Here is a 23,250-nt window from a genome sequence, read left to right as displayed (position 1 = left end):
AGGAATGAACGGATCGGCTCTGTGCACGAAGGTGGCCGCAGTGCTGTGGGCCATCTTCGCCGCATCGTCGGTGCAGGCCGACATGGTCGGACACGGTGGCCCGATACGGGCGATCGCCATTTCGCCCGATGGCGACAGCCTTGTCTCCGGCAGCTTCGACACCGCCGTCATCCGCTGGTCGCTCAGAACGGATACGGCAGAGCAAGTGCTGCGGTATCATGCCGATGGCGTCAATGCCGTCGCCTTTCTCAAGGACGGCCGCATGATCACGGCCGGCGCCGATGCGCGCATTGCGGTGTGGACGACGGGCCGGCCGGAGCCCGACCGGGTGCTGGAGGGACATGTCGCTCCGATCGCAGCGCTTGCCGTGTCGCCCGATGCGACGCTTCTCGCATCGGCGTCATGGGACCGGACGGTACGTCTGTGGTCGCTGTCGGACGGCACATCCCGCGTGCTCGAAGGGCATACGCAGAACGTCAATGGGGTCGCTTTCCTGCCGGACGGCAGGCTCGTCAGTGCCGGTTACGATCTCGCGCTGCGCATCTGGCGTCTGCCGGATGGCCAGCCTGACATCGTGACGTTGCCGGCGCCGCTGAACGCGGTGACCGTCGCGCCGGATGGTGAAATCGTCACGGGCGCGGTCGATGGCAGGCTGCGCATGCTGACAGCGGACGGCAAGATCAGCGGCGAGGTCGCGGCCAGTCCGACACCGGTGGTGGCCTTGGCCATGTCGGCTGACGGTGTGCTGATCGCTGCGGCCGGCATCGGCGGCACCGTGGCGATCATCGATCGCAAGTCGCGCAACCTGCTGCGCACGCTGGTTGGGCCCGGGCTGCCGGTGTGGGCGGTCGCCTTCCTTGCCGATCGCGAGACACTCATGACGGGTGGTGCGGACGGCAGGATCAGGCGCTGGAACGCGCACACCGGCAATCCGATCGGTTCGAGCCTGATCGGCACACCGGCCGACCCGCTTGCGGCCTATGCCGGCGATCATGGCGCCGACGTGTTTCGGGCCTGTGTTGCCTGCCACACGCTCTCGGACAAGGAGGTTCAGCGTGCGGGTCCCACACTTGCGGGCCTCTACGGCCGCAAGATCGCTTCGCTGCCGGGATATCGCTTCTCCGATGCGCTGAAGACGATGGACATCGTCTGGACGCCGGAAACCGTCGCACGGCTGTTCGAAATCGGGCCGAATGCCTACACCCCCGGCACGAAGATGCCGGAGCAGCGCATCGGCTCGGCCGAGGACCGGCGTGCGCTCACCGAATTTCTGGCCCGCGCGACGTCGCGCTAACAGCCGCTCAGATCGAATCCCAATTGTCCATCGGGAAATCCCTCATTTCCGGATGCTCCTTGAGGATCCGGATGACGTCGATCGTGGGGTGCTCCTTGAGCGCTTCCGCCACGCAATGATTGACGTATTTCCGGCGCGACAGCCACGCGATCTTCTTGCCCTTGGCTTCGGCCTTGCAGGCGACGATCGCCTGCTTCACGGCCACTTTCTGCGCCTTGGTCAGCGGAGGCGCGGCAGCTTCGGCCGCTCCGCCGGCGACGGCGAAGAAGATCATGGACGTCGACAGAGCTGTGATCAAACGAGACATGGTGATGCTTCCCCCGGTTTTGCGACCCTGCGAAGATGTTTTTTCGCCTTGTTTAGTCCTTGCCGTTGCGTTCGCGGAGATAATCATCCGTCGTTCGCGGCGGCGTTCGCTCCGGAACGCCCTTGAACGGATCGAATTGCTGCTCGCTCATGACCACGACGCGGCAGTCCGCGCACATCCTGAGCGCATCGATCCGCTTGTCGCCGGCCGGGTACATCCAGTGCCGGCCTTCGAGCTTGGCCGCAATGCGGTCGATCGTGCTCTTGACGCCGAAAGGCGTGCCGCAGCGGATGCAGAGTGCGGGCTCCTCTTCCTTGATGACGGCGGCGGGCGCACGCGCCGCGCGGAAATCGATCTGCGGCTTGAGGTTGATGACCTTTTCCGGACAGGTGCTCTGGCACAGGCCGCACTGCACGCAGGCATCCTCGATGAATTTCAGCACCGGCCGCTCGGGATCGTCGCGCAACGCACCGGTCGGGCAGGCCGAGACGCAGGACAGGCACAGCGTGCAGCCATCTGTGTCGACGCTGACTGCGCCGACCGGTGCACCTTGCGGCAGCGCGATCACGTCGACCGGCTGCGGCGCCAGCCGGTGCAACTCGCTGAGGGCGAATCGCAAGAGGTCGCGCCGCTTGCCGACGGTCTTGAAAGTTGCCGGCGTCGGGACCGCGGCGAGCGCGCCGATATCAGTCAAATGCGCGCCGAGCGCGTCGGGATCGTCGGTTTCGATGGTGGCGAGGCGCCGGCCCGCAAATCCAAGGCCGCCGAGGATCGCCTCAGTCATCGCGATCGTCTGCGTCAATCCGGTCACGTCGTGGCGCGGCTTGCCACGGAGCAGGAAGCGCACGGCGGAGACGCCATAGGCAAAGGCGCCGACGATCGCCTCCAGCCCCACTTGCGTGAGCTCGTTGACGGCAAAGGGGAGCACGTTCGCCGGCAGGCCGTCGCCATGCCGCGCGAGGGCGTCGATCACAGGCGTGCCGTGCGGGCTGTCGTGAAAGAGCAGCACCGCATTCGTGCCGCCGGCCTCGCGATAGGCGAGCAGCATGGCGCGAAGTCTCTGGAGCTGCGTATCGGCGGGCGGCAGCGCGTAGGAGACCGCGCCGGTCGGGCAGGCCGCCGCGCATTGGCCGCAGCCCGCGCAGATGTTCGGATCGATTGCGACATGATCGCCGACGGGCGTGATCGCACCGGTCGGGCAGAGATCGAGACAGCGATGGCAGCCCGTGCGCTTCGAGCGCGAATGGGCGCAAAGCGCCGGCGCAACCTCGACATATCTGGGCTTGTCGAAGCTGCCGACGAGATCGCGCGCGGTCAGCACGGCACGCAGCACCGCGGCGGGATCTTTGGTGTCGGCGCGGAGATAGCCGTCGCGCAGGTCGTGGGCGGGAAAAAGCGGCTGGCCGCCGGAAAGATCGAGCACGATATCGCAGCGCGAGGTGACCCCGCTTCGCGGCGGCTCGAGCACGACGCGATCACGCGAGGAGGGGCGGGGGCGCGCATAATCGTCGATGACGAGCTCGAACGCGCCGAAATGTCCCTTCGCCGAGCGGATCGTGCCCTTCACGATCGGGAACACGGTGGCAACCGGCGGCACCTTGTCATCGAGCTGCTTCAGCATCACGGTAACGTCGAGGTGATCGGCAAGCAGGCGGCCGGCCTCGATCGCGGCCTCATCGCGCCCGTAGATCAGGATGACACCCTCGCTCGACAAGGTGACGAGTGGATAGTCCGGGGCGGGGATGGAAGCGGATGCGAGCAGGGCGGCCATTTTTGGACCCGCTCGCGCGCCGTCGCCGGACCAGCCGGCCGTCTCGCGGATATTGACGAAGCTGACCGCGTCGGGCCGCTCGCCGGCCTCGTCCGAAAACTGCGCTGCCTGCTGCGTGCAGGCGACCGTCAGCTCGCTTTCTGTCGCGGCCATCTTGCGGAAATGATCAAGCTCCGCCCCGCAGAGGTGGCGAAAGCTCTTGATCTCGCTGTTCGGGCATCCGCGCCGGATCGCAGCCATGTCGAGAGACATCGTGTCTTCGCACGAGCAGATCAGGACGGTCTTCGACGGCTGCTCCAGGTTAACTCCTCCGCCTTTCGGACGACGACGACGGACTCGCGCCGGCCCTTCGCCTCGTATAGACATTATCCATCGGGAAGAAAAGGAAAGCGGAGGACGGCCTGCCGTCGATCCCATTGAGCCATGTTTCCGCGGCGGAACCGATCCACCTGCCGCCGCCGTTCACATTGGTGCGGTTGCGCGAGAGCGGCGACGCTTTTGCCCATGCATGCCGCATCGCACCGGAGAGCGGCGCCGGAACACTCGTCTATGTCGGCCGCTTCGACCTCGCCGAGTTCGCCGTGGTGCTGGAGCCGGCCGAGCCGTTGCGCAGTGCGCGGCGCGCGTTCTACGCAGGCATGGTCGCGCTCACCGATGCGCTTCGCGCCTATGCGCCGCCGAGCAAGCCGATCACGATCGGCTGGCCCGATGCGGTCAGGATCGACGGGGGGCTGGTCGGCGGCGGACGGTTGGGCTGGCTTTCCGAAGCTGACGAGGACGCGCCGCCGCCCTGGCTGGTCTTCGGCGCCATGATACGGACGGTTGCCATGAACGATGACGATCCAGGCGTCCACCCTCTGGCCTCGGCGCTCGACCAGGAAGGCTTTGGCGAGGCGGGCGCAGCGCAGATCACGGAGAGCTTCGCCCGGCATCTGATGCTGGCCCTGGACGGCTGGCGGGTCGACGGCTTCGACAGCGTCGCGCGCGACTATCTCACGCGGATTCCGCGTGAAAGGCAGACGATCCAGCGCATCGATGATTGCGGCGACCTCCTGACGCGCCGCATTGGGACGGACTTGATCGAACGAAGCGAGCTCGTCCGGGCGCTCGCGGCGCCGTCCTGGCTCGATCCGGCCATCGGGGGACCGCGCCTGTGAAGCTTCTGCGCACGATCGCGCTCGATCCCTCCGACACCTTCGTGTTCGACGTGGCGGCGGAGCCGGGCGAATGGGCCGTCTCCGGCGCTTTCCGTTTCTGGGATTGCGATGGGGCGAAGCTCGAGGGCAAGGCCCGCGCGGCGTTCCGCGGTGGTTTCCTCGGGGTGCAATCCTGGGGCTGGTCGACGCTGGCGCAGATCGTTCCAGCGACGGCAGACGATTATCATTCCCTGGTCGATCTGCTGGCGAGACAACTCGTCGACCGTTTCGGCGCGCCGGACATGGCGGCGGCGAAAACGGCCGCGGAAGAGGAGGTCGCTTTCGCCCAGTCGCTCTGCAGCCATCCCATCAGCTCGCTTATTGCCGTGCACCGCACCTCGAGCGACGGTGAGGTCCGCGAGTCGTTCCGCCGGCTGCAGCTCCGGGAAGGCCAGGGGCATAGCAAGGCGTTCTCGTTCATGGAGATGGAGGACGACGTCGAGCCGGACGGCGATCTCAGGCTTGCGGATCTGGGCCGGGAGCCGACCGTCAGATGAATGATTTCTGGATCGCCTGTGGTCACCACCTGCTCGATCGCGACGAGGGCGGCGGGCTGCGTGTCACCGACGAATTTCTGAAAGCCTATTTTGCCCGTCCCGAACTGATGCCGCCGGACGAGGCGTGTCCGGTCGAACGCCGGCTGCACCGCGAATTGCTCGCTGACCCGCGCCAGGCCGTCGGCGCCGGCGAGATCGCCGCGATTGCCGATGCGGATGCCCGGGAGAATTGGCAGTTCGTGCTGGCGTTCCGCGATCTTCTGCTGCGGCATCCGACGCTCGAAGCCGCTTATCTTGCCTGGGTGCGCTCAGGGACGAACGATCTGCCGCCGCTGTTCGTCAACCAGCTCGTGCACGTCATCCTGCGCAACGCGCTCGATGGCTGTGACGACCCGTTCGTGCTGCGCGCGGCCGAATTGTTCTTCCGGATCCAGCGCATCCTGCCGCATGAGCACGCTTTGTTGCTGGGGGACGAGGAGGTCGTCGGCGGCCGGAGCCCGACCCCGGTGCTCTCGCTGATGTCGATGCTCGGCGCCACCACCGATGCGGTGGTGGAGGTGTTGGGCGAGGAGAATGCGGAGGCCTATTGGCACCGCAGCGACCAGTTCGACATGGCCCTCGACCTGACCGCGGATGGCCGTGGACCTGTAGCTCTGGCGCAGGCGATGACGCGCTGGGTCTCCCATCTGCTCGGCATCGATGTCGTGATCGAGCCGCTACGGGCGCTGCACGAGGCGAAGCTGACTTGGTATGTCGGGCTGGATGCCGATGCCACGAGGCTCGGCGACCGGCTGTGGCACGGCGAGGAGCTCGGCGAGCGCGAAGCCGATCGTGTGCTCGCGCTGTTTCGGCTGACATTTGCGGATTCCAGCCCTGCCCTCGACGATGTCGGGGATGAACCGGTCTACCTGATCCTGTCGATGACGGCGGATCAGAAGCTGCGGATGAAGCCACAGAATCTGCTGACCGGGCTGCCGGTGAAGCGCCTGGAGATGGCGACATGAGCCCTGCGGCCTTGCCGTCCCTCTCGATTGCCGTCGGCGTCGTGGTCGAGCGGCGCAAGGCCGACTCGCCTTGGGTCGATTTCATCTGGCGCGGAATTGCCGTCCTGCCGGACGAGCCGTCGACACAGCCCTGGACCGTGCTTCGCGAGCAGGACGGCACCACCCTGTTCTATGCCGGGAGCGCGACCATCGATCTCTATCCGTCGGAGACGGCGCGCTATCGCGACAATCTCGCCTCCGGCCGTCCGAGCATTTGGACCGTGCTGTCGCCCTCGGAAGGCGCCTGGCCCTATGCCGTCACCACGGTGACCGCCGACCCTGCCGAGGGCGAAGGCTTTACCGAAGCCGCCGACAATCTCGTCGAGGCCGTGCCGATGCCGGAGGTGCTGCGCGAAGCGATTGAAAGCTTCGTGGCCGAGCACCATGTCGAGCGGGAATTCGTCAAGCGCAAGCGGCGCCGTGCCGACCCGGAGGCGCTGGCGCGGCGCGAACATGAAGGCGGACAGGAATGAGTGAGGAGGACTTCCTTGCGCGTTGGTCCCGCCGCAAACAGCAATCGCGGGTGGAGCCGGCGGAACCTGCCTCGGCGCAGCCCGCGCCGTCGCCCGAAACAAAAACAAAAGAGGACGAGACTGAGCTCGATCTGTCGAGTCTGCCGTCGATCGACGAGATCAATGCTGCCACCGACATCACGGCCTTCCTCGGCAAGGGGATTCCTCGCGAGTTGAGCCGTGCGGCCCTTCGCCGCGCTTGGGCGACCGATCCCGCGATTCGCGACTTCGTCGGGCTTGCGGAGAATGCATGGGACTTCAACGACCCCAATGCGATGCCGGGATTTGGCCCGCTGGATTGCTCCTCGGAGGAGCTGGCCGCACTGGTCGATCGCATTGTCGGCGGCGTGCGCGAGGCGGCCCAGTCTCTCGCGAAGGCATCGATTGAACCGGCGGATTCTCCGGCGGAATTGCATCAAGCCGATGTGACAATCGTCTCCAACGTCATTGAGTCGTCGGATGAGTTGGAGCGCCAGGCAATCCCTGCTGCAGTGCAACCGAAAGTGGGTGAAAAATCTGTGGATTCTGTGGAGCCCGTGAGGTCCCGCACGCATGGTGGTGCACTGCCGCGCTGAACACGACCAAAGGCTATAGGGACAGGCTATGGCAGGTGATTGACCGTTGCCGGAACCCGGATTACGCTACCTACTGCTTTGTAACAAAAGCGATAATCGAGCAGACGGGACTTGGATGGGAGGTCCACGTGCGGGATGACGGGCTTGATCGAGCGATCGATGCCGCAGGCGGCATCGCTCAGCTTGCACGCAAAATAGGCATCAGCCAGCCGTCCGTGTCGAATTGGACTCGTGTGCCTGCACAACGGGTGATTGCAGTCGAAACGGCGACCGGCGTTTCCCGGAACGATCTGCGGCCCGATCTTTACGGCGAACAAGCCGGCTCTGCTGAGCTCGTCGATCCCATCGACGCGGCGCGCGCGCACGAATACGCGCTGCTGGCCGTGCTGCTGTCGGCGCCTCCGTCGAAGCGCCTGCTCGATCAGCTTGCCGCGCTCGGCGGAGACGCGACGCCGCTGGGGCGCGCGCATGCGGCGCTTGCGGAGGCCGCCTCGAGCGCCGTCCCGGCGAAGGTCGAGCGGGAGTATTTCGATCTGTTCGTCGGACTCGGCCGCGGTGAATTGCTGCCCTATGCTTCCTATTATCTCACGGGCTTTCTCAACGAACGGCCCTTGTCGCGTCTGCGCGGCGACCTGATGACGCTCGGCATCGAGCGTATCGCCAACAATTCCGAACCGGAAGATCACGCCGCGATCCTGTGCGAGATCATGTCGGGCCTTGCCGATGGCCGCTTCGATGCCTCGCACGAGGCGCAGCGCACCTTCTTCGAAAAGCATGTGTCGCCATGGATGGGGCGGCTGTTCGCCGACATCGAGAACGCGGGGACCGCCCGTTTCTATCGCGCAGTCGGCGCGCTCGGCCGCAGTTTCATCGAAATCGAGACGGAAGCATTCACATTCGCCAGCTGACCGAGGCGCTTCGGTCCGGGAGAGATACGATGAGTGACGAGACGAAAGCAAAGGTTGGGCGCCGCGATTTCCTGCGCAAGGTCGGCTTGGGTACCGCCGGTGCCGGCGCGGCGCTCGCGACACCGTTGGTCGGGTCCGCCCAGGCCGACAGCGAAACCAACGATGAGAAGCGCAAGGCACGCTACAAGGAATCCGACCACGTGAAGACGTTCTACCGCGTCAATCGTTTTCCGGCCTGAGAGGGAGGCTGCCCGTGCTTATCAAGCGAACACACCAGCGTTCCGATCGCCGCGGTTCCGTCGCCGAATCCCTTGCGGGGCAGGGTGGGGGACTTGATCGCCGCACATTCCTGCGCAAATCGGGCCTCGCCGGCGGCGCGCTTGCCGCGCTCGGGGCCATGCCGGTCGGCAACGTGCGCAAGGCGGAGGCGGCCGCCGCCGGCCCGCTGGCGGCCGGCGCCACCGTCAAGAAGAGCATCTGCACGCATTGTGCCGTGGGCTGCACGGTGACGGCGGAAGTGCTCAACGGGGTCTGGATCGGGCAGGAGCCGAGCTGGGATTCGCCGATCAACCGTGGCTCACATTGCGCCAAGGGCGCGTCGGTGCGCGAGCTCGTGCACAGCGATCGCCGCCTGCGCTATCCGATGAAGCTGGTGAACGGGCAGTGGACGCGCGTGTCGTGGGACACGGCGGTGAACGAGATCGGCGACAAGCTGCTGCAGGTTCGCGAGAAGTCGGGCAGCGATTCCGTCTATTGGCTCGGCTCGGCCAAGATGACCAATGAAGGAGCCTACCTGTTCCGCAAGTTCGGCGCGTTCTGGGGCACCAACAACACCGATCACCAGGCGCGGATCTGCCACTCCACCACCGTCACCGGCGTCGCCAATACCTGGGGCTATGGCGCCATGACGAACAGCATCAACGACATGCGCAACTCCAAGACGATGCTGTTCATCGGCAGCAACGCGGCGGAAGCGCATCCCGTCAGCATGCAGCACCTGCTCGAATCCAAGGAGCTCAACAAGGCGAATTTCATCGTCTTCGATCCGCGCCTGACCCGCACCGCGGCGCATGCCACCGAATATGTCCGCATCCGCCCCGGCACCGACATTCCCGTGCTCTATGGCATGATGTGGCACATCCTGAAGAACGGCTGGGAGGACAAGGAATTCATCGCCCAGCGCGTCTACGGCTTCGACGACCTGCGCAAGGAGGTCGAAAAATGGAATCCGCAGGAGGTCGAGCGCGTCACCGGCGTGCCCGCCGCGCAGCTCGAGCGCGTCGCCAAGACGTTCGCCACCGCCAAGCCTGCGACCATCATCTGGTGCATGGGCCAGACCCAGCACACGGTCGGCACCGCCAACGTGCGGGCGAGCTGCATCGCGCTGCTGATGACGGGCAACATCGGCAAGGCCGGGGCTGGCGCCAACATCCTGCGCGGCCATGACAACGTGCAGGGCGCGACCGACGTCGGCCTCGATATCGTGACGTTGCCGTTCTACTACGGCCTCGCGGAAGGCGCCTGGAAGCACTGGTCCCGGGTCTGGGAGGTCGACTACGACTACCTCGTCTCCCGCTTCGACGAGAAGAAGCAGATGGAGACGCCAGGCATCCCGCTGACGCGCTGGTTCGATGCCGCGCTGTTGCCGAAGGCCGACGTCGCACAGAAGGACAACGTCAAGGCGGTGTTCGTGCAAGGCCACGCCAGCAACAGCATCACGCGCATTCCCGAATCGCTGAAGGGCCTGAAGGCGCTGGAGCTGCTGGTGATCGCGGACCCGCACCCGACGACGTGGGCGGCTCTGGCGGTCGAGGCCGGGCGCAAGGACGGCGTCTATATCCTGCCCGTGGCCACGCAGTTCGAATGCGCGGGATCGCGCGTCGCCTCCAACCGCTCGATGCAGTGGGGCGAGCAGATCGTCAAGCCGATCTTCGAATCCAAGGACGACCTCGAGATCATCTATCTGATGGCGAAGAAGCTCGGCTTCGCCGACAAGATGTTCAAGAACATCAAGGTCGAGAACAATCTCCCGGTCCCGGAGGACGTGCTGCGCGAGATCAACCGTGGAAGCTGGTCGACCGGTTATTGCGGCCAGTCGCCGGAGCGCATCAAGGCGCACATGAAGAACCAGCACAAGTTCGACCTGGTGACGATGCGCGCTCCCAAGGACGATCCGGAAGTCGGCGGCGATTATTACGGCCTGCCTTGGCCGTGCTGGGGCTCGCCCGAGGTCAAGCATCCCGGCTCGCCGCTGCTCTACAACAACAATCTGCACGTCATGGACGGCGGCGGCGCATTCCGTCCGCGCTTCGGCATCGAGCGCGAGGAGAAGCTGCCCGACGGCACGACCCGCAAGGTGAGCCTGCTCGCCGACAAGTCCTTCTCCAAAGGCTCGGAGATCGAGGACGGCTATCCCGAGTTCACGCTGGCGAGCCTGAAGAAGCTCGGCTGGGACAAGGATCTCACCGAGGCTGAAATGGCGACGATCCAGCGGGTCAACCCGGCCAATCCGGATGCGGTGTCCTGGGCGCTCGACCTCTCCGGCGGCATCCAGCGCGTCGCGCTGAAGCATGGCTGCGTGCCCTTCGGCAACGGCAAGGCGCGCATGAATGCGTTCGGTCTGCCGGATCCGATCCCGGTGCATCGCGAGCCCATCTACACGCCGCGCGTCGACCTCGTCGAGAAATATCCGACCCTGCCCGATGCCAAGCAGTTCCGTCTGCCCAATATCGGCTTCTCGGTGCAGAAGGCGGCGGTGGAGAAGGGGATCGCCAAGCAGTTCCCGCTGATCCTCTCCTCCGGGCGTCTCGTCGAATACGAAGGCGGCGGCGAGGAAACCCGCACCAATCCATGGCTCGCCGAGCTGCAGCAGGACATGTTCATCGAGATCAGCCCGGCTGATGCCGCCGACCGCGGCATCAAGGACGGCGGCTGGGTCTGGGTGAGCGGCGCCGAGAACAATTCGCGGGCCAAGATGAAGGCGATGGTGACCGAACGCGTCGGCAAGGGCGTCGCCTGGATGCCGTTCCATTTCGGCGGCTGGCTCGGCGGCAACGACCTGCGCAAGAACTATCCCGCCGGCACCGATCCGATCGTGCTCGGCGAGAGCGCCAACACGATCACGAGCTACGGTTACGATCCTGCAACGGGCATGCAGGAGCCGAAGGTCACGCTTTGTCAGATCGTCGCAGCCTGAGAGGAGCACGCACATGGCTCGGATGAAATTTCTCTGCGACGCTGATCGCTGCATCGAGTGCAACGCCTGCGTCACTGCCTGCAAGAACGAGCACGAGGTGCCCTGGGGCATCAACCGGCGGCGTGTCGTCACCATCAACGACGGCAAGCCGGGCGAGCGCTCGATCTCGATGGCCTGCATGCACTGCACGGACGCGCCCTGCGCGGCGGTGTGTCCGGTCAACTGCTTCTACACCACGGCCGACGCCGTGGTGCTGCACTCCAAGGACCTCTGCATCGGCTGCGGCTATTGCTTCTACGCCTGTCCGTTCGGCGCGCCGCAATATCCGAAGGTCGGAAACTTCGGCTCCCGCGGCAAGATGGACAAATGCACCTATTGCGCCGGCGGCCCCGAGGCCGACGGCAGCAAGGAGGAGTACGCGAAATACGGTGCGAACCGGCTGGCCGAAGGCAAGCTGCCGCTGTGCGCCGAGATGTGCTCGACCAAATCCTTGCTTGCGGGCGACGGCGAGATCATCGCGCAGATCTACAAGGAGCGCGTCATGAAGCGCGGCTACGGCTCGGGTGCGTGGGGCTGGAAGACCGCATATCGCGAGGCAATCGAGTCCTGACGTGGGCAGGCGAAGGGCGCGCAAGACCGGGGAGGACGTGATGACGTCGTTTGGAAGGTTCATTCGTCTGGCGCTGGGCGCCTGGGCGCTGCTTCTGTTGGTGAGCATGGCGCCCGCGAGTGCTCAGCAGGTCAATCCGACCGCGAGCGCGGTCAAGGAGCAGCAGCTCCTGCAGGAGCTCAACCGGATCCAGGGCCGCGTCAGCATTCCCGATCAGCGCTCCGGCGTGCTCGAACAGCCGCAGGGACGGGAATGGCGGGATTTCCGCAACGTGACGCTGCGCTGGATCGGCGGCATCGCCATCGTCGGCATGATCGCGGCCATCGTGATCTTCTATCTCACCGTCGGAATGGTGCGTCTCGAAGCCGGACCGTCCGGCCGCACCATCGTGCGCTTCAACGCCTTCGAGCGGTTCGTGCACTGGCTGACGGCGACCTGCTTCATCGTCCTGGCCATTTCCGGGCTGAACATCACGTTCGGCCGGCCGCTCTTGCTGCCGCTGATCGGTTTCGAGGCGTTCTCGGAATGGTCGCAATGGGCCAAGTACGCGCACAATTATCTGAGTTTCCCGTTCACTCTCGGCGTCGTCCTGATCTTCCTGATGTGGATCGGCGGCAATATCCCGAACAAGGCCGACATCGAATGGGCCAAGCGCGGCGGCGGGCTGATCGGACACGACCATCCGCCGGCCCACCGCTTCAACGGCGGCCAGAAGATGATCTACTGGATCGTCGTGATCGGCGGCGCACTGGTCGCAGCGTCGGGATACGCGCTGATGTTCCCGTTCTACGGCACCGGGATCGAGGGCATGCAAATGGCCCAGGTCGTTCACTCGATCGTGGGGGTCCTGTTCGTCGCGGCGATGATCGGGCACATCTATATCGGCACCATCGGCATGGAAGGTGCGTTCGCGGCCATGGGCTCGGGCGAGGTCGACGTCAACTGGGCGCGCGAGCACCACAGCCTCTGGCTCGACGAGCAGATGGCGCGAACGGGACCGAACGACGGGCAGCGGCAACCCGCACCCGCGGCGGCCGAATAAAGCGAGCCTGCCGGCCTACCGCGGCTCTTTCGCAAACAAGACGGAGCGGTCCTGCAGCTCCTGCTCGGGAAGCTTGTCGGCCCGGCCCGTCTGCATGTCGTGAATGGACGCCATGCCGTGCTGACCGATATGCGGCACTGGATGCGGCCTGAACACGCTATTGGCCGCACCGGCGAGAAGCATGGCTGCAATAAGCGAGACCATGAGGAGCTTCATGCGCGTCTCCGTCTGCCATCTCCACCCGACACGATGAATACATCCGGATCGTCGAACCGGATGTGAGCCGCTTCACAGCGATGGGTTCCAGTTGCGGGTAGCTCCCCGAACGACCGTCAACTTCCTCACCGAAGTGGATATCTGCTTGCCAATGCAAGCGCCCCATCCCGCACCGGGGCCGCGATCCGCTGATGCCGAATTCCTCCGTCAGGCCAGCCATTTGGCTGCCGTTTTGCGGCTCGTCAGGGGCCCGCGCGAAACTGGTCCGGCTCTTGCTCTTGCCAGTATGACAGATTTTGATAAACATCATACTGTAAGGGCGGGCGAATGGAACGAGTAGCGATGCGGACTTTGCGGGCGGTCGAGCCCGGAACGGTGGCGCTGCTCGGCGGGCTCGTCGCCGCCAACCTCGCCGCATGGGCGTGGGCCTTCACGCTGTTCGGCGACCGGCCGACGGTGATGGCGACTGCATTGCTGGCCTGGGTGTTCGGCCTGCGTCACGCCGTCGATGCCGACCACATTGCCGCGATCGACAACGTGGTGCGCAAGTTGATGCAAGGCGGCGAGACGCCGCGCAGCGTCGGCTTCTATTTCGCGCTCGGCCATTCCACCGTGGTCGTGGTGGCGACCATGCTGCTGGCACTGGGCGTCGTGAACCTCGGCGGCGACAGCCTGCTCAAGGAGATCGGCGGTCTCATCGGCACCTCGGTCTCGGCGCTGTTCCTGCTCGCGGTTGCCGCGATCAACCTCGTCATTTTCACGGGCCTGTGGCGGACGTTTCGCGCGGCGCGGGAGCAGGGCGTTCACGATGCGGCGCAGCTCGATGCGCTGCTTGCCAGCCGCGGTATCTTGGCCCGGCTGCTCGGCCCGATGTTCCGCCTGGTGACGAAGCCCTGGCATATGTACCCGCTCGGCTTCCTGTTCGGCCTCGGCTTCGACACCGCGACGGAGATCAGCCTGCTCAGCATCTCCGCCAGCGAAGCCGCGCGCGGTGCCTCGCTCGCGGATGTGCTGGTTTTCCCCGCGCTGTTCGCTGCAGGCATGGCGCTGGTCGACACGGCCGATTCCGCGCTGATGGTGAGCGCCTATCGCTGGGCCTTCGTCGATCCCTTGCGCAAGCTCTGGTACAATCTCACGATCACCGGCGCCTCCGTCGCGGTTGCACTGTTCATCGGCGGGATCGAGGCGCTTGGCCTGATCGGCGATCGGCTCGGTCTCTCCGGCGGCGCATGGGTGCTGGTCGAGGGTCTCAACGAGTCGCTTGCCAATGTCGGCTTCGTCGTGATCGCGCTGTTTGCGGTCGCGTGGCTCGTCTCGGTCGTGCTCTATCGCCGCATGTTCGCGAACGAGCCGCGCCGCGCCGGCGCGAAAGTTTTGGAATGCGCCGATGCGACCGAGGCAGCCTGAGGCCGGTCGTCGCGGCGGCGCTCTGACGGCACTCTCGGTCCTGGCGCTGCTCGCGAATGACGGCCGCGCCCTTGCGCAGAGCAATGGCGCTTCACGCGAATTGCCGCCGGTCGAGGTCAGTGGCGGCGCCACGCACGGGCGCAAGATGCCGGCCGCATCGCGCCGTGCCGCCAGACCGTCCGCGGCCGGCCGGCGCCTCCTCGTGGCTCCCGCAACGACGCAGACGTCGGACTCGCGCAGTGCCGGCTCGGGTGCAAGGGCTCCGGCCGGCATGGCCAGCGAGATCACCGTCTCCGGCGACGAGATCAACGCGCGCCCTTTCACGCGGCCGGGCGAGGTGCTCGAGGCCGTGCCCGGTCTGATCGTGACGCAGCATTCCGGCGAGGGCAAAGCCAACCAGTATTTCCTGCGCGGCTACAATCTTGACCACGGCACCGATCTGGCGATCATCGTCGACGGCGTCCCCGTCAACATGCGCACCCACGGGCATGGCCAAGGCTATGCCGATCTTAACTGGCTGATCCCGGAAGCCATCGCCGCAATGGACGTGCGCAAGGGACCTTACTTCGCCGACGAAGGCGACTTCGCCTCGGCCGGAAGCGTTCACATCGGCCTGATCGACCGCACGAAGGGGCTGGCGCAGGTAAGCGTCGGCAGCTTCGGCTACCGCCGCCTGCTCGGCATGGATTCCGCGAAAGTCGGCGACGGTTCGCTGCTGGTGGCCGGCGAGATCGGTACCTATGACGGCCCGTGGGACAATCCGGACAATTTGCGAAAGCTCAACGGCCTCGTGCGCTACAGCCAGGGCACCGCGACCGACGGCATGTCGCTCACCGGCATGGCCTACGTCAACAAATGGAATTCGACCGACCAGGTGCCGCAGCGCGCCATCACCAGCGGCCTGCTCGGCCGGTATGGTTCGGAAGATCCGAGCGACGGCGGCAACACCAACCGTTTCGCATTGTCCGGCCGCATCGCGCAGACCGACGATGCCGGGTCATGGAAAGCCAACTCCTATCTGGTGAAGAGCCAACTCGACCTCTTCAACAATTTCACTTACTTCCTCGACGATCCCGTGCTCGGCGACCAGTTCCACCAGCACGACGACCGCCTGCTGGCGGGCGCCAACGTCTCGCGCACGCTGGACGGCTCCTTTGCCGGCCTGCCGATGCAGACCACTTTCGGTCTGCAATCGCGTTATGATGCGATCGACCTCGCGCTCACCAATACATTCCGGCGCGGCTTCATCGGCAATATCCGCAGCGACAAGGTCGGCGAGGGCAGCGTCGGGGTCTATGCCGAAAACACGGTGCGCTGGACCGACTGGCTCAGGACGACGGTGGGCTGGCGCGGCGATTATTACGCCGCCGACGTCACCTCTGTGTTCAACGCCGCAAATTCCGGTCGCGCCGATGCCGCGCTCGGCAGCCCGAAATTCAGGATGGTGCTCGGTCCGTTCGACCGGACCGAATTCTTCCTCGGTGCCGGCTACGGCATGCACTCGAACGATGCGCGCGGTGCGACCACGACGGAGGATCCCGCCGATCCCACGACACGGCTCACGCCGTCGCCGCTCCTGGTGCGCACCAGGGGCGCGGAGGTCGGGGTTCGCAGCAGGATCGTTCCCGGCCTCGACAGCTCGCTCAGCCTCTTCATGTTGGACCAGGATTCCGAGATCCTGTTCTCCGGCGATGCCGGCGATACCTCGGCAACCCGCGCCAGCCGCCGCTACGGCTTCGAATGGACCAACCATTACCGGCCACGGTCCTGGATCGACATCGACGCCGATCTCGCCATGACGCATGCGCGTTTCCGCGGCTACAACAGCGAGCAGGCCGAAGTCTATGCTTCGCTTGCCGGCTATCCCGAGGCGCAGATCGGCAACGCGCCCGGCAATTACATTCCCAACGCCCCGGCCATGGTGGCATCGGCCGGAATAACGCTTGGCGAGAAGACCGGCTGGTTCGGCAGCGCGCGCTGGCGCTACATTGGCGCGAGCCCGTTGACCGAGGACAATGCGTTCCGCTCGCGGCCGACCAGCCTCGTCAACGCGCGGCTCGGCTATCGCAGCGAGAACGGCTGGCGTATCCAGTTCGACGTGCTCAACCTGTTCAACAGCAAGGCCAACCAGATCACCTATGCCTATGGCTCGCTGTTGAAGACCGACACGCTCTACAATCTCTGCGCCGCCAATGCCGCACCGGCCGCGGTCTGCGGGAACGGCGTGATGGACTATGTGCTGCACCCGGTCGAGCCGATGGCGTTTCGGGTCACTCTGGCCGGGACGTTTTAGGTTTGTTGCGCGAGCACACCGACGGCGATGCCTCGCGCCGGACCACAGCTGGCTCCGACGCCGGAACGAAGCTTCGAGACCGCGCGTTCGTGCGGGTGAACCCGAGGACCAGACGTTGCCGCGCTATCATTTTGATTTGGTGGATTCTAAGACCGTGGCCGACGAGGGAGGTGCCGATTTGCCGGACGACATCCAGGCCCTGGATGTCGCCGAAGAGATTGCGCGGCGCCTGCTCGAGGAGCGTCCCGAGCTCAAGGGCCGCCACTTCTCGATCCTCGTCACGAACGAGGACGGTGAGGAAATCGGCCGGATGCCGCTGGATGTATTGCACTGACGCCGCGATCTGACATGACGTTCAGGATCGGGGTGATCGCCGACACGCATGGACTACTGAGGCCCGAGACGGAGCGCTGCCTCGCCGGCGTCTCGCACATCATCCATGCCGGCGACATCGGCGCCCAGGCGGTGATGGACGGGCTTTGCCGCATCGCTCCCGTCACCGCAATCAGGGGAAATGTCGACCGGGGCGCGTGGGCTGAACGCTTTCCTGAAACGCAAACGCTGCGCCTCGGCGGCCTCAGCTTCTACGTCCTGCACGACCTCAACGACCTGACGATCGATCCTGCCAAGCTCGGAATTGATGTCGTGGTCTCGGGGCATTCCCACCGCCCGCGGATCGAAACCGTCAACGGCGTGCTTTATCTGAACCCGGGCAGCGCAGGGAAGCGACGCTTCAAGCTGCCGATCACGCTGGCAACGCTGGAGCTCGATTCCGGCGGGCCGCTGCGGCCCGTCATTCATGATCTCGACGGGACCTGACGCTGGGCCAGTGGCCGCTGCCTAGTGTGTCTTCGATTTCTGCCAACGCTCCAGATCCACCGGCGCGCGGTCCGGATCGATCTGGTCCTTCTCGGGATTGCCTTGCCAGGGTTTCTTCGTCTGCCGGTGCGTCGGCATGTCCGTCTGCTGGCGCGGATCGTCAAGCGGTGTCTCTCTCGGATCGTTTTCGGTCGCCTTTGGCATGTGGTTCCTCCCGGGCTTCGCGGTGGTGTCGGGCAACAACCCCAGCAACATCAGCTCGTTCCCGCGCCGTCGCGCTGGTTCCGGCTGCGGCGATCGGCGCGGGAACGTCCTCGGCATCAGCTCATTGGTTCAGCGCAAGCGCAGCGATACAGGAGCAAGACATGTCAAAAATGCCCCCCGTTCCCGAGGAGCAGCGAAGCAACAAGGGACCCGGCGCTGACCCTGCGACCGAAATCGAAGAACGCATCCCGGGCCGCGAGAATTTCGACACCCAGGGCCACCACGGCAACATCAAGCAGAACACGACCAATCAGGGCTACCAGCAGGATCGATGATGTTCGACCTCGACAGATGCAGTGAGAGACGCTCGATACGCATGACGGGCCTCGTGCTTGTCGCGGTGCTGGCGACCGCCGTCGCCGCACCGGCATTGGGCCAGGGAGGCGGCGGTGGTGGCGGGGGCGGAAGCGCCGGCGGCGGTGCGGGAGGCAGCACGTCCTCCGCTCCCGGAACCAATTCGGCTGGAACCGCTCAATCGAGCGGTGGATCCGGCCCGCGCGGATCGACGACGGTTGGGCGTGCCGGCAACCCGGCAGGCGGCACCAACATCGGTCGCGTCGACGGAACCGTTACGCCTGGACCGTCGCTGCAGGGCGACGACCAGATTCGCTCGGAGAGCTCGCGCGATTCCGAGGCGGATCGAAAGATCAAGAGCATCTGCCGGGGATGCTGAGCGTGGCTAGGACGCCGGCTTGTCCGGCGTCCAGTCCAGGTCCGCATCGTCGCGAGGCTCGGGGTCGGCCGGGCAAGGCCTGATCCTCAATTCGTCCTCGAGCACCGGCTCGTCCTCGGCATGCTCGACCAGTCCCGCTTCGTCGGCTTTCTCCAACGTTTCCTCCCGGGTCGGAAACGTGCGGCTCATCTTCTGCCCATCCTTGAACAGGGCGTATGCCATGATCGCCTCTCTGGCTTCGTCGCTGCGCTCTATGCGATTTCGTTGAAGTCGCTCAGGGTCGACAATCCGAAGTTTTCTGAAGCAAGCAAGAACGATCTTCCCGGCATGTTCACCTCCAACGTGTGAACGACAGACGCAGCGTAGTGTCGAATGTTCCTATCGGTGAATGAAACCGACAGCCAAACGCGCGCGAGGGCCTCAATCCAGAGAAGCCAATTCGGCCCTGCGGCTCAAGATGATCAAGCGGAAGTTCTGATCACGGGCGAGGCGCCATTTCGCAATACAGGAACCATGCTTGCTACGCCCGCTTATCAGACGCGAGTTGGAGGCGCCTGATGGGAAAGAAGCAATTTGCCGCCCTGCCGTTTCGGCTGGACAAGTCCGAGCTGCGGGTGATGCTGATCACGACCAGGCGCAAGCGCAGGTGGAGCGTCCCAAAGGGATCGCCGATACGCAACAAGGAGCCGCACCTGACGGCTGCGCTCGAGGCCTATGAGGAGGCGGGCCTGGTCGGTGTCGTCGCGACGCGCGCATTGGGCAGCTTCAAGCATCGCAAGCGAAGGGGTGATCGCAAGCGGACCATGAACGTTGCCGTCTTCCCCATGAAGGTGCACGGGCGAGAGCGCTGGTGGCCCGAGAAGGGAGAGCGGGAAGCGATCTGGGTCTCGCCCAGGACGGCGGCGCGGCTGGTGCACAAGGCGCAGCTTCGGCGCCTGATCGCCCGCTTCGCAGCGCAGACGAAACATCACTAGATCATGATGTGATCAGGTTTGATTGGACAACGGAGCTGCACTCCCTCTCTCGTTGGCAGGAGAGGCCGGGGAGAGGGTGTTTCCGCAATGGAACGATCCCCCGGAGGAGAAAGCCCTCACCCGGCGCGCGGACGATGCCTCGCATCGCCCGGAACGCGCCACCTCTCCCGCAAGCGAAAGAGGTGAACAGCACCTCGCGGTATAGATTCAACCTAAAGCCATTCCGCTTTAGGGCCGCCGCACGCTGCAGATCTCGTTCGCGGCTGGAGTGAGGCTTGCGGCATATTGCATGTCCAGAAAGCCGGCACGCCAGCGCTGCGCCATGGCCGTCTTCGACAGATCGAAGGATTTTTCCGGGCCGGCTTCCTCGCGGCCCGGGCGGTAGCTGAGGAGATAGACCTCGTCGTCGTAGTGGAGGTCCTGAAGCTCGGCGCGGAGCTGACGGGCCTCCAGAGCATATCCGAGGCGCTGGAACGTCTGGTTGCCGAAGGTCAGGTCGCTCTTGCGTTCGGAGGCGACCTCGAGCCCGTCGGGGACCTTGCCGTCGCGCGGAAACAGATCGATCACATAGAGGCGGAGCGGGCCTGCAGTTTCGAGGATCGGATCGAACGGCGCGTTCAGCGAGAACCCGCCGTCGCCAAGCCAGCGGCCGGCGATCTGCACCGGAGCGAATTCGGGGAGGAAACCGCAGCTTGCCAGGATGTGGTCCATTTCGATCCGCTCCGATGCGGAGTCGAACAACACGGCATCGCCGCTCTCGACGTCGGTGGCGCAGATCGTGATCCGCAAATCGCCGCCGTTCAGACGTCCGAAATCGATCAAGCGCTGGAGGCGTTGGCGGGTCGGGCCGAGATCGTAGAGGCCGCCGTAGCGAGACGCCGGAATGGGCAGGCGAGGGTGGAAGAAGCCGGAATGCCCCAGCACGCGCGTGTTGATCGAGCTCAGCCACGCGAACGCGTGGCGGCCTGCGTTCGGTACGTCGGTCGGACGGCTTGGCGCATGCCAATAGCTGCGCAGGTTCTGCAGCCGATCATCGCGCGCGCTCCCTGCGATAAGCGCGGCCGTGACGGCACCTGCCGACGAACCGGTCACCCAGTCGATCGGCAGCATAAGAGAGGTGAGGGCTTCGAACACACCGCCATGATAGGCGCCAAGGCCGAGGCCGCCCGAAAACACGACGGCGGTGAAAGGGCGCCCGGCTGCGCCGCCTGGTTCAACTGCAAGGTCGGTCAAGACGGGCGCCAGTTGCCAGCCGGGAGGTCGGAGCACTCCTGTAAAGGCGCGCATAGTGGCAGCAGGGATTGATCAAAAGAGCGGCGGTGAGCAATCGAGATCTCCTCTCAAACCTCCGATTTCGACATTGAACGCGGCTCCCGATGCGGTGTTCCAAAGGCTCGAGCGACGCGGCTACTCGGGCAGAGGCGTGTCGGCGATGTCCAGCAGCGCGCCGAGGCCTTGGCGCAGGCGCCGCGTCGCGATGCTGTCGTTCGCAAGGCCGAACACTACGAGCGAGCGCGCGGTCACCGCGTAAGCATGCCCGAACTCGAACTCGGCCATCGGCGCGTCGGGCCGATTGGTGTCGATCAGGCCGAGCCAGCTGTGTCCGTCGGTGACATTAGGCAGGGTGAAGTTCACGACGTCGTGGTGCGCGTTGTAGACCAGCAGCATGGTCGCATCCGAGCCGCGCCGCTTGATCCCGGTCTCCTGCGCGCGGCCGTCGAGCAGCATGCCGAAACATTTGGCATTGCCGTCCTGCCATTGCTCCGTCGTCATCTCTTCGCCGGACGGCGACAGCCAGGTGACGTCCTTGACGTCGAGCTCCTCGTTGTGCGAGCCGACCAGGAAGCGGCTGCGATAGAGGATCGGAAACGCCTTGCGAGTGGCAATCAGCTTGCGCACGAACTCGCGCAGGCTGCGGCCGTTCGCGGTGATGCCCATCCAGTTGAGCCAGGTGGTCTCGTTGTCCTGGGCGTAAGCGTTGTTGTTGCCGTTCTGGGTGTGCCCGAACTCGTCGCCCGCGAGCAGCATCGGCGTGCCGTGGGACAGCAGCATCGTGGCCAGCAGATTCCGCTTCTGGCGCTCGCGCAAGGCGGTGATCTCGGGATCGTTGGTCGGCCCTTCGACGCCGCAATTCCAGGAATGGTTGTTGCTATGACCGTCGCGATTGTCCTCGCCGTTCGCCTCGTTGTGCTTGTCGTTGTAGGAGACGAGATCGTTGAGGTTGAAGCCGTCATGCGCGGTGACGAAATTGACGCTGGCCCAGGGCCGGCGTCCGCGCTTGTTGAAGAGGTCGCCGGAGCCCGAGACGCGCTTGGCGAAGTCGGCCAGCGTGCCCGGATCGCCCTTCCAGAAGGCCCGCACCGTGTCCCTGAACTTGTCGTTCCACTCGGCCCAGCCGGGCGGGAACTGACCGACCTGATAGCCACCGGGCCCGATGTCCCAGGGTTCTGCGATCAGCTTGACGCTGGAGAGCACGGGATCCTGGCGGCAGGCGTCAAGGAAGCCGCCGCCTTCATCAAAGCCATAGGGTTCGCGCGCCAGGATGGTGGCGAGATCGAAACGGAAGCCGTCGACCCGCATCTCTGTCGCCCAATAGCGCAAGGAATCAGCGACGAGTTGGAGCACACGCTGATGCGAGAGATTGACGGTGTTACCGGTGCCGGTGTCGTTGATGTAGTAGCGCTTCTTGTCCGGCAGCAGACGGTAATAGCTGGCATTGTCGATGCCCTTCAACGACAGGGTCGGGCCGAGCTCGTTGCCTTCGGCGGTGTGATTGTAGACGACGTCGAGAATGACCTCGATGCCATGGGCGTGAAACTGGTTGACCAAGGCCTTGAATTCGTTGGCCGACGTCGCCTTCAGGTAGCGCGGATCAGGCGCGAAGAAGGCGATCGAATTGTAGCCCCAGTAATTGCGCAGACCTTTCTCGACCAGATAGCTGTCGTCGACGAAGGCATGGATCGGCAGCAGCTCGGCGCTGGTGATGCCGAGCGAGCGCAAGTAAGCCGGGATTTCCGAATGTGCGAGGCCCGAGAACGTGCCGCGATCGGCTTCCGGCACCAGCGGATGCAGCTGGGTGAAGCCCTTGACGTGCATCTCGTAGACGATCGTGCGTTCCCACGGCACTTCCGGCTTGCGCGCCACGCCCCAGGTAAAGGCGGGATCAATGACGCGGCATTTTTGCATCAAGGGTGCGCTGTCGCGCTCGTCGTAGGAGAGGTCCTTGTCGGCATGGTCGAGCCGATAGCCGAACAGCTCCGGCCCCCAGCGGAGCTGGCCGACCAGCTGCCTGGCATAGGGATCGAGCACGAGCTTGTTGGGATTGAAGCGGTGGCCGGCGTCGGGCTCGTAAGGACCATGGACGCGATAGCCGTAAACGGTGCCGGGGCGGGCGGAGGGCAGATAGCCGTGCCAGACCTCGTCGGTATATTCGGGCAGCTCGATGCGCTCGAGCTCGGTTTCACCGGCATCGTCGAACAGGCAGAGCTCGACCTTGGTGGCGTGGGCCGAGAACAGCGCGAAGTTGACGCCGAGCCCATCCCAGGTGGCGCCGAGCGGGAAGGGTCTGCCCTCGGTGATCCGGGTGCGGCGCAGGCGCGAGGCCGTCCGCGTCAGGGCGTCGTCTGAATGTGCTGGCTGGTCCATCTCTCCCC

At 65.1% G+C, this 23,250-nt stretch carries 25 protein-coding genes; 18 read left to right on the top strand and 7 right to left on the bottom strand.

The genetic code is table 11. The features are described from left to right. Window positions 1-4: 4 nt before the first annotated feature. Window positions 5-1,294, top strand: a complete 1,290-nt coding sequence (locus AC24YW_RS03885; protein WP_487481462.1) for a c-type cytochrome — start codon at window positions 5-7, stop codon at window positions 1,292-1,294. A 7-nt stretch (window positions 1,295-1,301) separates the two neighbouring features. On the opposite strand, the gene AC24YW_RS03880 is transcribed toward AC24YW_RS03885, so the two are convergent. Both AC24YW_RS03880 and AC24YW_RS03875 read right to left on the bottom strand, forming a co-directional pair. Continuing rightward, a complete protein-coding gene (locus AC24YW_RS03880) occupies window positions 1,302-1,601 on the bottom strand; it encodes a hypothetical protein (RefSeq protein WP_487481461.1) in 300 nt (99 codons plus the stop codon). A gap of 52 nt (window positions 1,602-1,653) precedes the next feature. After that, window positions 1,654-3,624: a 4Fe-4S binding protein gene (locus AC24YW_RS03875; RefSeq protein ID WP_487481460.1), complete on the bottom strand. Its 1,971-nt coding sequence runs from the start codon at window positions 3,622-3,624 to the stop codon at window positions 1,654-1,656. 164 nt (window positions 3,625-3,788) lie between these two features. On the opposite strand from AC24YW_RS03875, the gene AC24YW_RS03870 reads away from it, so the two are divergent. The 10 genes from AC24YW_RS03870 to AC24YW_RS03825 all read left to right on the top strand — a co-directional run bounded on the left by AC24YW_RS03870 (window position 3,789) and on the right by AC24YW_RS03825 (window position 12,951). Further along, window positions 3,789-4,529: a biotin/lipoate--protein ligase family protein gene (locus AC24YW_RS03870; protein WP_487481459.1), complete on the top strand. Its 741-nt coding sequence runs from the start codon at window positions 3,789-3,791 to the stop codon at window positions 4,527-4,529. Beyond that, window positions 4,526-5,065: a DUF6505 family protein gene (locus tag AC24YW_RS03865; protein ID WP_487481458.1), complete on the top strand. Its 540-nt coding sequence runs from the start codon at window positions 4,526-4,528 to the stop codon at window positions 5,063-5,065. The genes AC24YW_RS03870 and AC24YW_RS03865 overlap by 4 nt, the downstream gene beginning before the upstream one ends. Beyond that, complete coding sequence (locus AC24YW_RS03860) at window positions 5,062-6,069, top strand: DUF6352 family protein (RefSeq protein WP_487481457.1); 1,008 nt, start codon at window positions 5,062-5,064, stop codon at window positions 6,067-6,069. The genes AC24YW_RS03865 and AC24YW_RS03860 overlap by 4 nt, the downstream gene beginning before the upstream one ends. Beyond that, the gene (locus AC24YW_RS03855; protein WP_487481456.1) at window positions 6,066-6,581 is read left to right on the top strand and encodes a DUF3305 domain-containing protein; all 516 of its coding nucleotides are present in this window, start codon (window positions 6,066-6,068) and stop codon (window positions 6,579-6,581) included. Before AC24YW_RS03860 ends, AC24YW_RS03855 begins: the two co-directional genes overlap by 4 nt. After that, a complete protein-coding gene (locus AC24YW_RS03850) occupies window positions 6,578-7,195 on the top strand; it encodes a DUF3306 domain-containing protein (RefSeq protein WP_487481455.1) in 618 nt (205 codons plus the stop codon). The genes AC24YW_RS03855 and AC24YW_RS03850 overlap by 4 nt, the downstream gene beginning before the upstream one ends. Before the next feature lie 128 nt (window positions 7,196-7,323). Further along, a complete protein-coding gene (locus tag AC24YW_RS03845; protein WP_487481454.1) occupies window positions 7,324-8,103 on the top strand; it encodes a molecular chaperone TorD family protein in 780 nt (259 codons plus the stop codon). Window positions 8,104-8,132: 29 nt separating this feature from the next. Next, a complete protein-coding gene (locus AC24YW_RS03840) occupies window positions 8,133-8,342 on the top strand; it encodes a twin-arginine translocation signal domain-containing protein (protein WP_487481453.1) in 210 nt (69 codons plus the stop codon). Window positions 8,343-8,356: 14 nt separating this feature from the next. After that, window positions 8,357-11,299: a formate dehydrogenase subunit alpha gene (locus AC24YW_RS03835; RefSeq protein ID WP_487481452.1), complete on the top strand. Its 2,943-nt coding sequence runs from the start codon at window positions 8,357-8,359 to the stop codon at window positions 11,297-11,299. A gap of 13 nt (window positions 11,300-11,312) precedes the next feature. Beyond that, entirely contained in the window at window positions 11,313-11,909 is a 597-nt protein-coding gene (gene fdh3B / locus AC24YW_RS03830) for a formate dehydrogenase FDH3 subunit beta (protein WP_036005105.1), read from the top strand. A gap of 40 nt (window positions 11,910-11,949) precedes the next feature. Next, entirely contained in the window at window positions 11,950-12,951 is a 1,002-nt protein-coding gene (locus AC24YW_RS03825; protein ID WP_487481451.1) for a formate dehydrogenase subunit gamma, read from the top strand. A gap of 15 nt (window positions 12,952-12,966) precedes the next feature. Here AC24YW_RS03825 and AC24YW_RS03820 read toward each other — a convergent pair whose 3' ends face one another. Next, on the bottom strand, window positions 12,967-13,167 hold the full coding sequence (locus AC24YW_RS03820; RefSeq protein WP_487481450.1) for a hypothetical protein: 201 nt from the start codon (window positions 13,165-13,167) through the stop codon (window positions 12,967-12,969). Window positions 13,168-13,509: 342 nt separating this feature from the next. Between AC24YW_RS03820 and AC24YW_RS03815 the strand changes: the two genes are divergently transcribed. The 4 genes from AC24YW_RS03815 (at window position 13,510) to AC24YW_RS03800 (ending at window position 17,686) form a co-directional block, all read left to right on the top strand. After that, window positions 13,510-14,574, top strand: coding sequence for a HoxN/HupN/NixA family nickel/cobalt transporter (locus tag AC24YW_RS03815; RefSeq protein WP_487481449.1), 1,065 nt, complete (start codon window positions 13,510-13,512; stop codon window positions 14,572-14,574). Then, complete coding sequence (locus AC24YW_RS03810) at window positions 14,555-16,867, top strand: TonB-dependent receptor (protein WP_487481448.1); 2,313 nt, start codon at window positions 14,555-14,557, stop codon at window positions 16,865-16,867. The genes AC24YW_RS03815 and AC24YW_RS03810 overlap by 20 nt, the downstream gene beginning before the upstream one ends. A gap of 115 nt (window positions 16,868-16,982) precedes the next feature. Beyond that, window positions 16,983-17,201, top strand: coding sequence for a DUF6894 family protein (locus AC24YW_RS03805; RefSeq protein ID WP_487481447.1), 219 nt, complete (start codon window positions 16,983-16,985; stop codon window positions 17,199-17,201). Window positions 17,202-17,215: 14 nt separating this feature from the next. Next, window positions 17,216-17,686, top strand: coding sequence for a metallophosphoesterase family protein (locus AC24YW_RS03800; RefSeq protein WP_487481446.1), 471 nt, complete (start codon window positions 17,216-17,218; stop codon window positions 17,684-17,686). A 21-nt stretch (window positions 17,687-17,707) separates the two neighbouring features. On the opposite strand, the gene AC24YW_RS03795 is transcribed toward AC24YW_RS03800, so the two are convergent. Continuing rightward, window positions 17,708-17,890, bottom strand: a complete 183-nt coding sequence (locus AC24YW_RS03795; RefSeq protein WP_487481445.1) for a hypothetical protein — start codon at window positions 17,888-17,890, stop codon at window positions 17,708-17,710. 161 nt (window positions 17,891-18,051) lie between these two features. On the opposite strand from AC24YW_RS03795, the gene AC24YW_RS03790 reads away from it, so the two are divergent. Together AC24YW_RS03790 and AC24YW_RS03785 are read left to right on the top strand one after the other, a co-directional pair. Further along, window positions 18,052-18,225, top strand: a complete 174-nt coding sequence (locus tag AC24YW_RS03790) for a hypothetical protein (RefSeq protein ID WP_487481444.1) — start codon at window positions 18,052-18,054, stop codon at window positions 18,223-18,225. Then, a complete protein-coding gene (locus AC24YW_RS03785; RefSeq protein ID WP_487481443.1) occupies window positions 18,225-18,623 on the top strand; it encodes a hypothetical protein in 399 nt (132 codons plus the stop codon). The genes AC24YW_RS03790 and AC24YW_RS03785 overlap by 1 nt, the downstream gene beginning before the upstream one ends. Window positions 18,624-18,629: 6 nt before the next feature. On the opposite strand, the gene AC24YW_RS03780 is transcribed toward AC24YW_RS03785, so the two are convergent. Then, window positions 18,630-18,845 carry a hypothetical protein gene (locus AC24YW_RS03780; protein WP_487481442.1) on the bottom strand — a complete coding sequence of 72 codons (216 nt, stop codon included), beginning with the start codon at window positions 18,843-18,845 and terminating at the stop codon, window positions 18,630-18,632. A 335-nt stretch (window positions 18,846-19,180) separates the two neighbouring features. On the opposite strand from AC24YW_RS03780, the gene AC24YW_RS03775 reads away from it, so the two are divergent. Beyond that, window positions 19,181-19,597: an NUDIX hydrolase gene (locus AC24YW_RS03775; protein WP_487481441.1), complete on the top strand. Its 417-nt coding sequence runs from the start codon at window positions 19,181-19,183 to the stop codon at window positions 19,595-19,597. A gap of 228 nt (window positions 19,598-19,825) precedes the next feature. Here AC24YW_RS03775 and AC24YW_RS03770 read toward each other — a convergent pair whose 3' ends face one another. Both AC24YW_RS03770 and glgX read right to left on the bottom strand, forming a co-directional pair. After that, a complete protein-coding gene (locus AC24YW_RS03770) occupies window positions 19,826-20,830 on the bottom strand; it encodes a patatin-like phospholipase family protein (protein WP_487481440.1) in 1,005 nt (334 codons plus the stop codon). A 174-nt stretch (window positions 20,831-21,004) separates the two neighbouring features. After that, complete coding sequence (gene glgX / locus AC24YW_RS03765; protein WP_487481439.1) at window positions 21,005-23,242, bottom strand: glycogen debranching protein GlgX; 2,238 nt, start codon at window positions 23,240-23,242, stop codon at window positions 21,005-21,007. Between the last annotated feature and the right edge of the window lie 8 nt (window positions 23,243-23,250).

The organism is Bradyrhizobium sp. USDA3516 (assembly GCF_057651995.1).
Note: the sequence above shows the minus strand (reverse complement) of the source record. Positions and strands in the feature narration are given on the sequence as shown.

What these genes read in the sequence shown, in the direction of transcription:
- AC24YW_RS03840 (WP_487481453.1), top strand. Translation starts at nt 8,133, where the DNA reads ATGAGTGACGAGACGAAAGCAAAGGTTGGGCGCCGCGATTTCCTGCGC.
- AC24YW_RS03880 (WP_487481461.1), bottom strand. Translation starts at nt 1,601, where the DNA reads ATGTCTCGTTTGATCACAGCTCTGTCGACGTCCATGATCTTCTTCGCC.
- AC24YW_RS03785 (WP_487481443.1), top strand. Translation starts at nt 18,225, where the DNA reads ATGTTCGACCTCGACAGATGCAGTGAGAGACGCTCGATACGCATGACG.
- AC24YW_RS03800 (WP_487481446.1), top strand. Translation starts at nt 17,216, where the DNA reads ATGACGTTCAGGATCGGGGTGATCGCCGACACGCATGGACTACTGAGG.
- AC24YW_RS03815 (WP_487481449.1), top strand. Translation starts at nt 13,510, where the DNA reads ATGCGGACTTTGCGGGCGGTCGAGCCCGGAACGGTGGCGCTGCTCGGC.
- AC24YW_RS03860 (WP_487481457.1), top strand. Translation starts at nt 5,062, where the DNA reads ATGAATGATTTCTGGATCGCCTGTGGTCACCACCTGCTCGATCGCGAC.
- AC24YW_RS03885 (WP_487481462.1), top strand. Translation starts at nt 5, where the DNA reads ATGAACGGATCGGCTCTGTGCACGAAGGTGGCCGCAGTGCTGTGGGCC.
- AC24YW_RS03795 (WP_487481445.1), bottom strand. Translation starts at nt 17,890, where the DNA reads ATGCCAAAGGCGACCGAAAACGATCCGAGAGAGACACCGCTTGACGAT.
- AC24YW_RS03850 (WP_487481455.1), top strand. Translation starts at nt 6,578, where the DNA reads ATGAGTGAGGAGGACTTCCTTGCGCGTTGGTCCCGCCGCAAACAGCAA.
- AC24YW_RS03810 (WP_487481448.1), top strand. Translation starts at nt 14,555, where the DNA reads ATGCGACCGAGGCAGCCTGAGGCCGGTCGTCGCGGCGGCGCTCTGACG.
- AC24YW_RS03775 (WP_487481441.1), top strand. Translation starts at nt 19,181, where the DNA reads ATGGGAAAGAAGCAATTTGCCGCCCTGCCGTTTCGGCTGGACAAGTCC.
- AC24YW_RS03780 (WP_487481442.1), bottom strand. Translation starts at nt 18,845, where the DNA reads ATGGCATACGCCCTGTTCAAGGATGGGCAGAAGATGAGCCGCACGTTT.
- fdh3B (WP_036005105.1), top strand. Translation starts at nt 11,313, where the DNA reads ATGGCTCGGATGAAATTTCTCTGCGACGCTGATCGCTGCATCGAGTGC.
- AC24YW_RS03855 (WP_487481456.1), top strand. Translation starts at nt 6,066, where the DNA reads ATGAGCCCTGCGGCCTTGCCGTCCCTCTCGATTGCCGTCGGCGTCGTG.
- AC24YW_RS03875 (WP_487481460.1), bottom strand. Translation starts at nt 3,624, where the DNA reads ATGTCTCTCGACATGGCTGCGATCCGGCGCGGATGCCCGAACAGCGAG.
- glgX (WP_487481439.1), bottom strand. Translation starts at nt 23,242, where the DNA reads ATGGACCAGCCAGCACATTCAGACGACGCCCTGACGCGGACGGCCTCG.
- AC24YW_RS03825 (WP_487481451.1), top strand. Translation starts at nt 11,950, where the DNA reads ATGACGTCGTTTGGAAGGTTCATTCGTCTGGCGCTGGGCGCCTGGGCG.
- AC24YW_RS03820 (WP_487481450.1), bottom strand. Translation starts at nt 13,167, where the DNA reads ATGAAGCTCCTCATGGTCTCGCTTATTGCAGCCATGCTTCTCGCCGGT.
- AC24YW_RS03790 (WP_487481444.1), top strand. Translation starts at nt 18,052, where the DNA reads ATGTCAAAAATGCCCCCCGTTCCCGAGGAGCAGCGAAGCAACAAGGGA.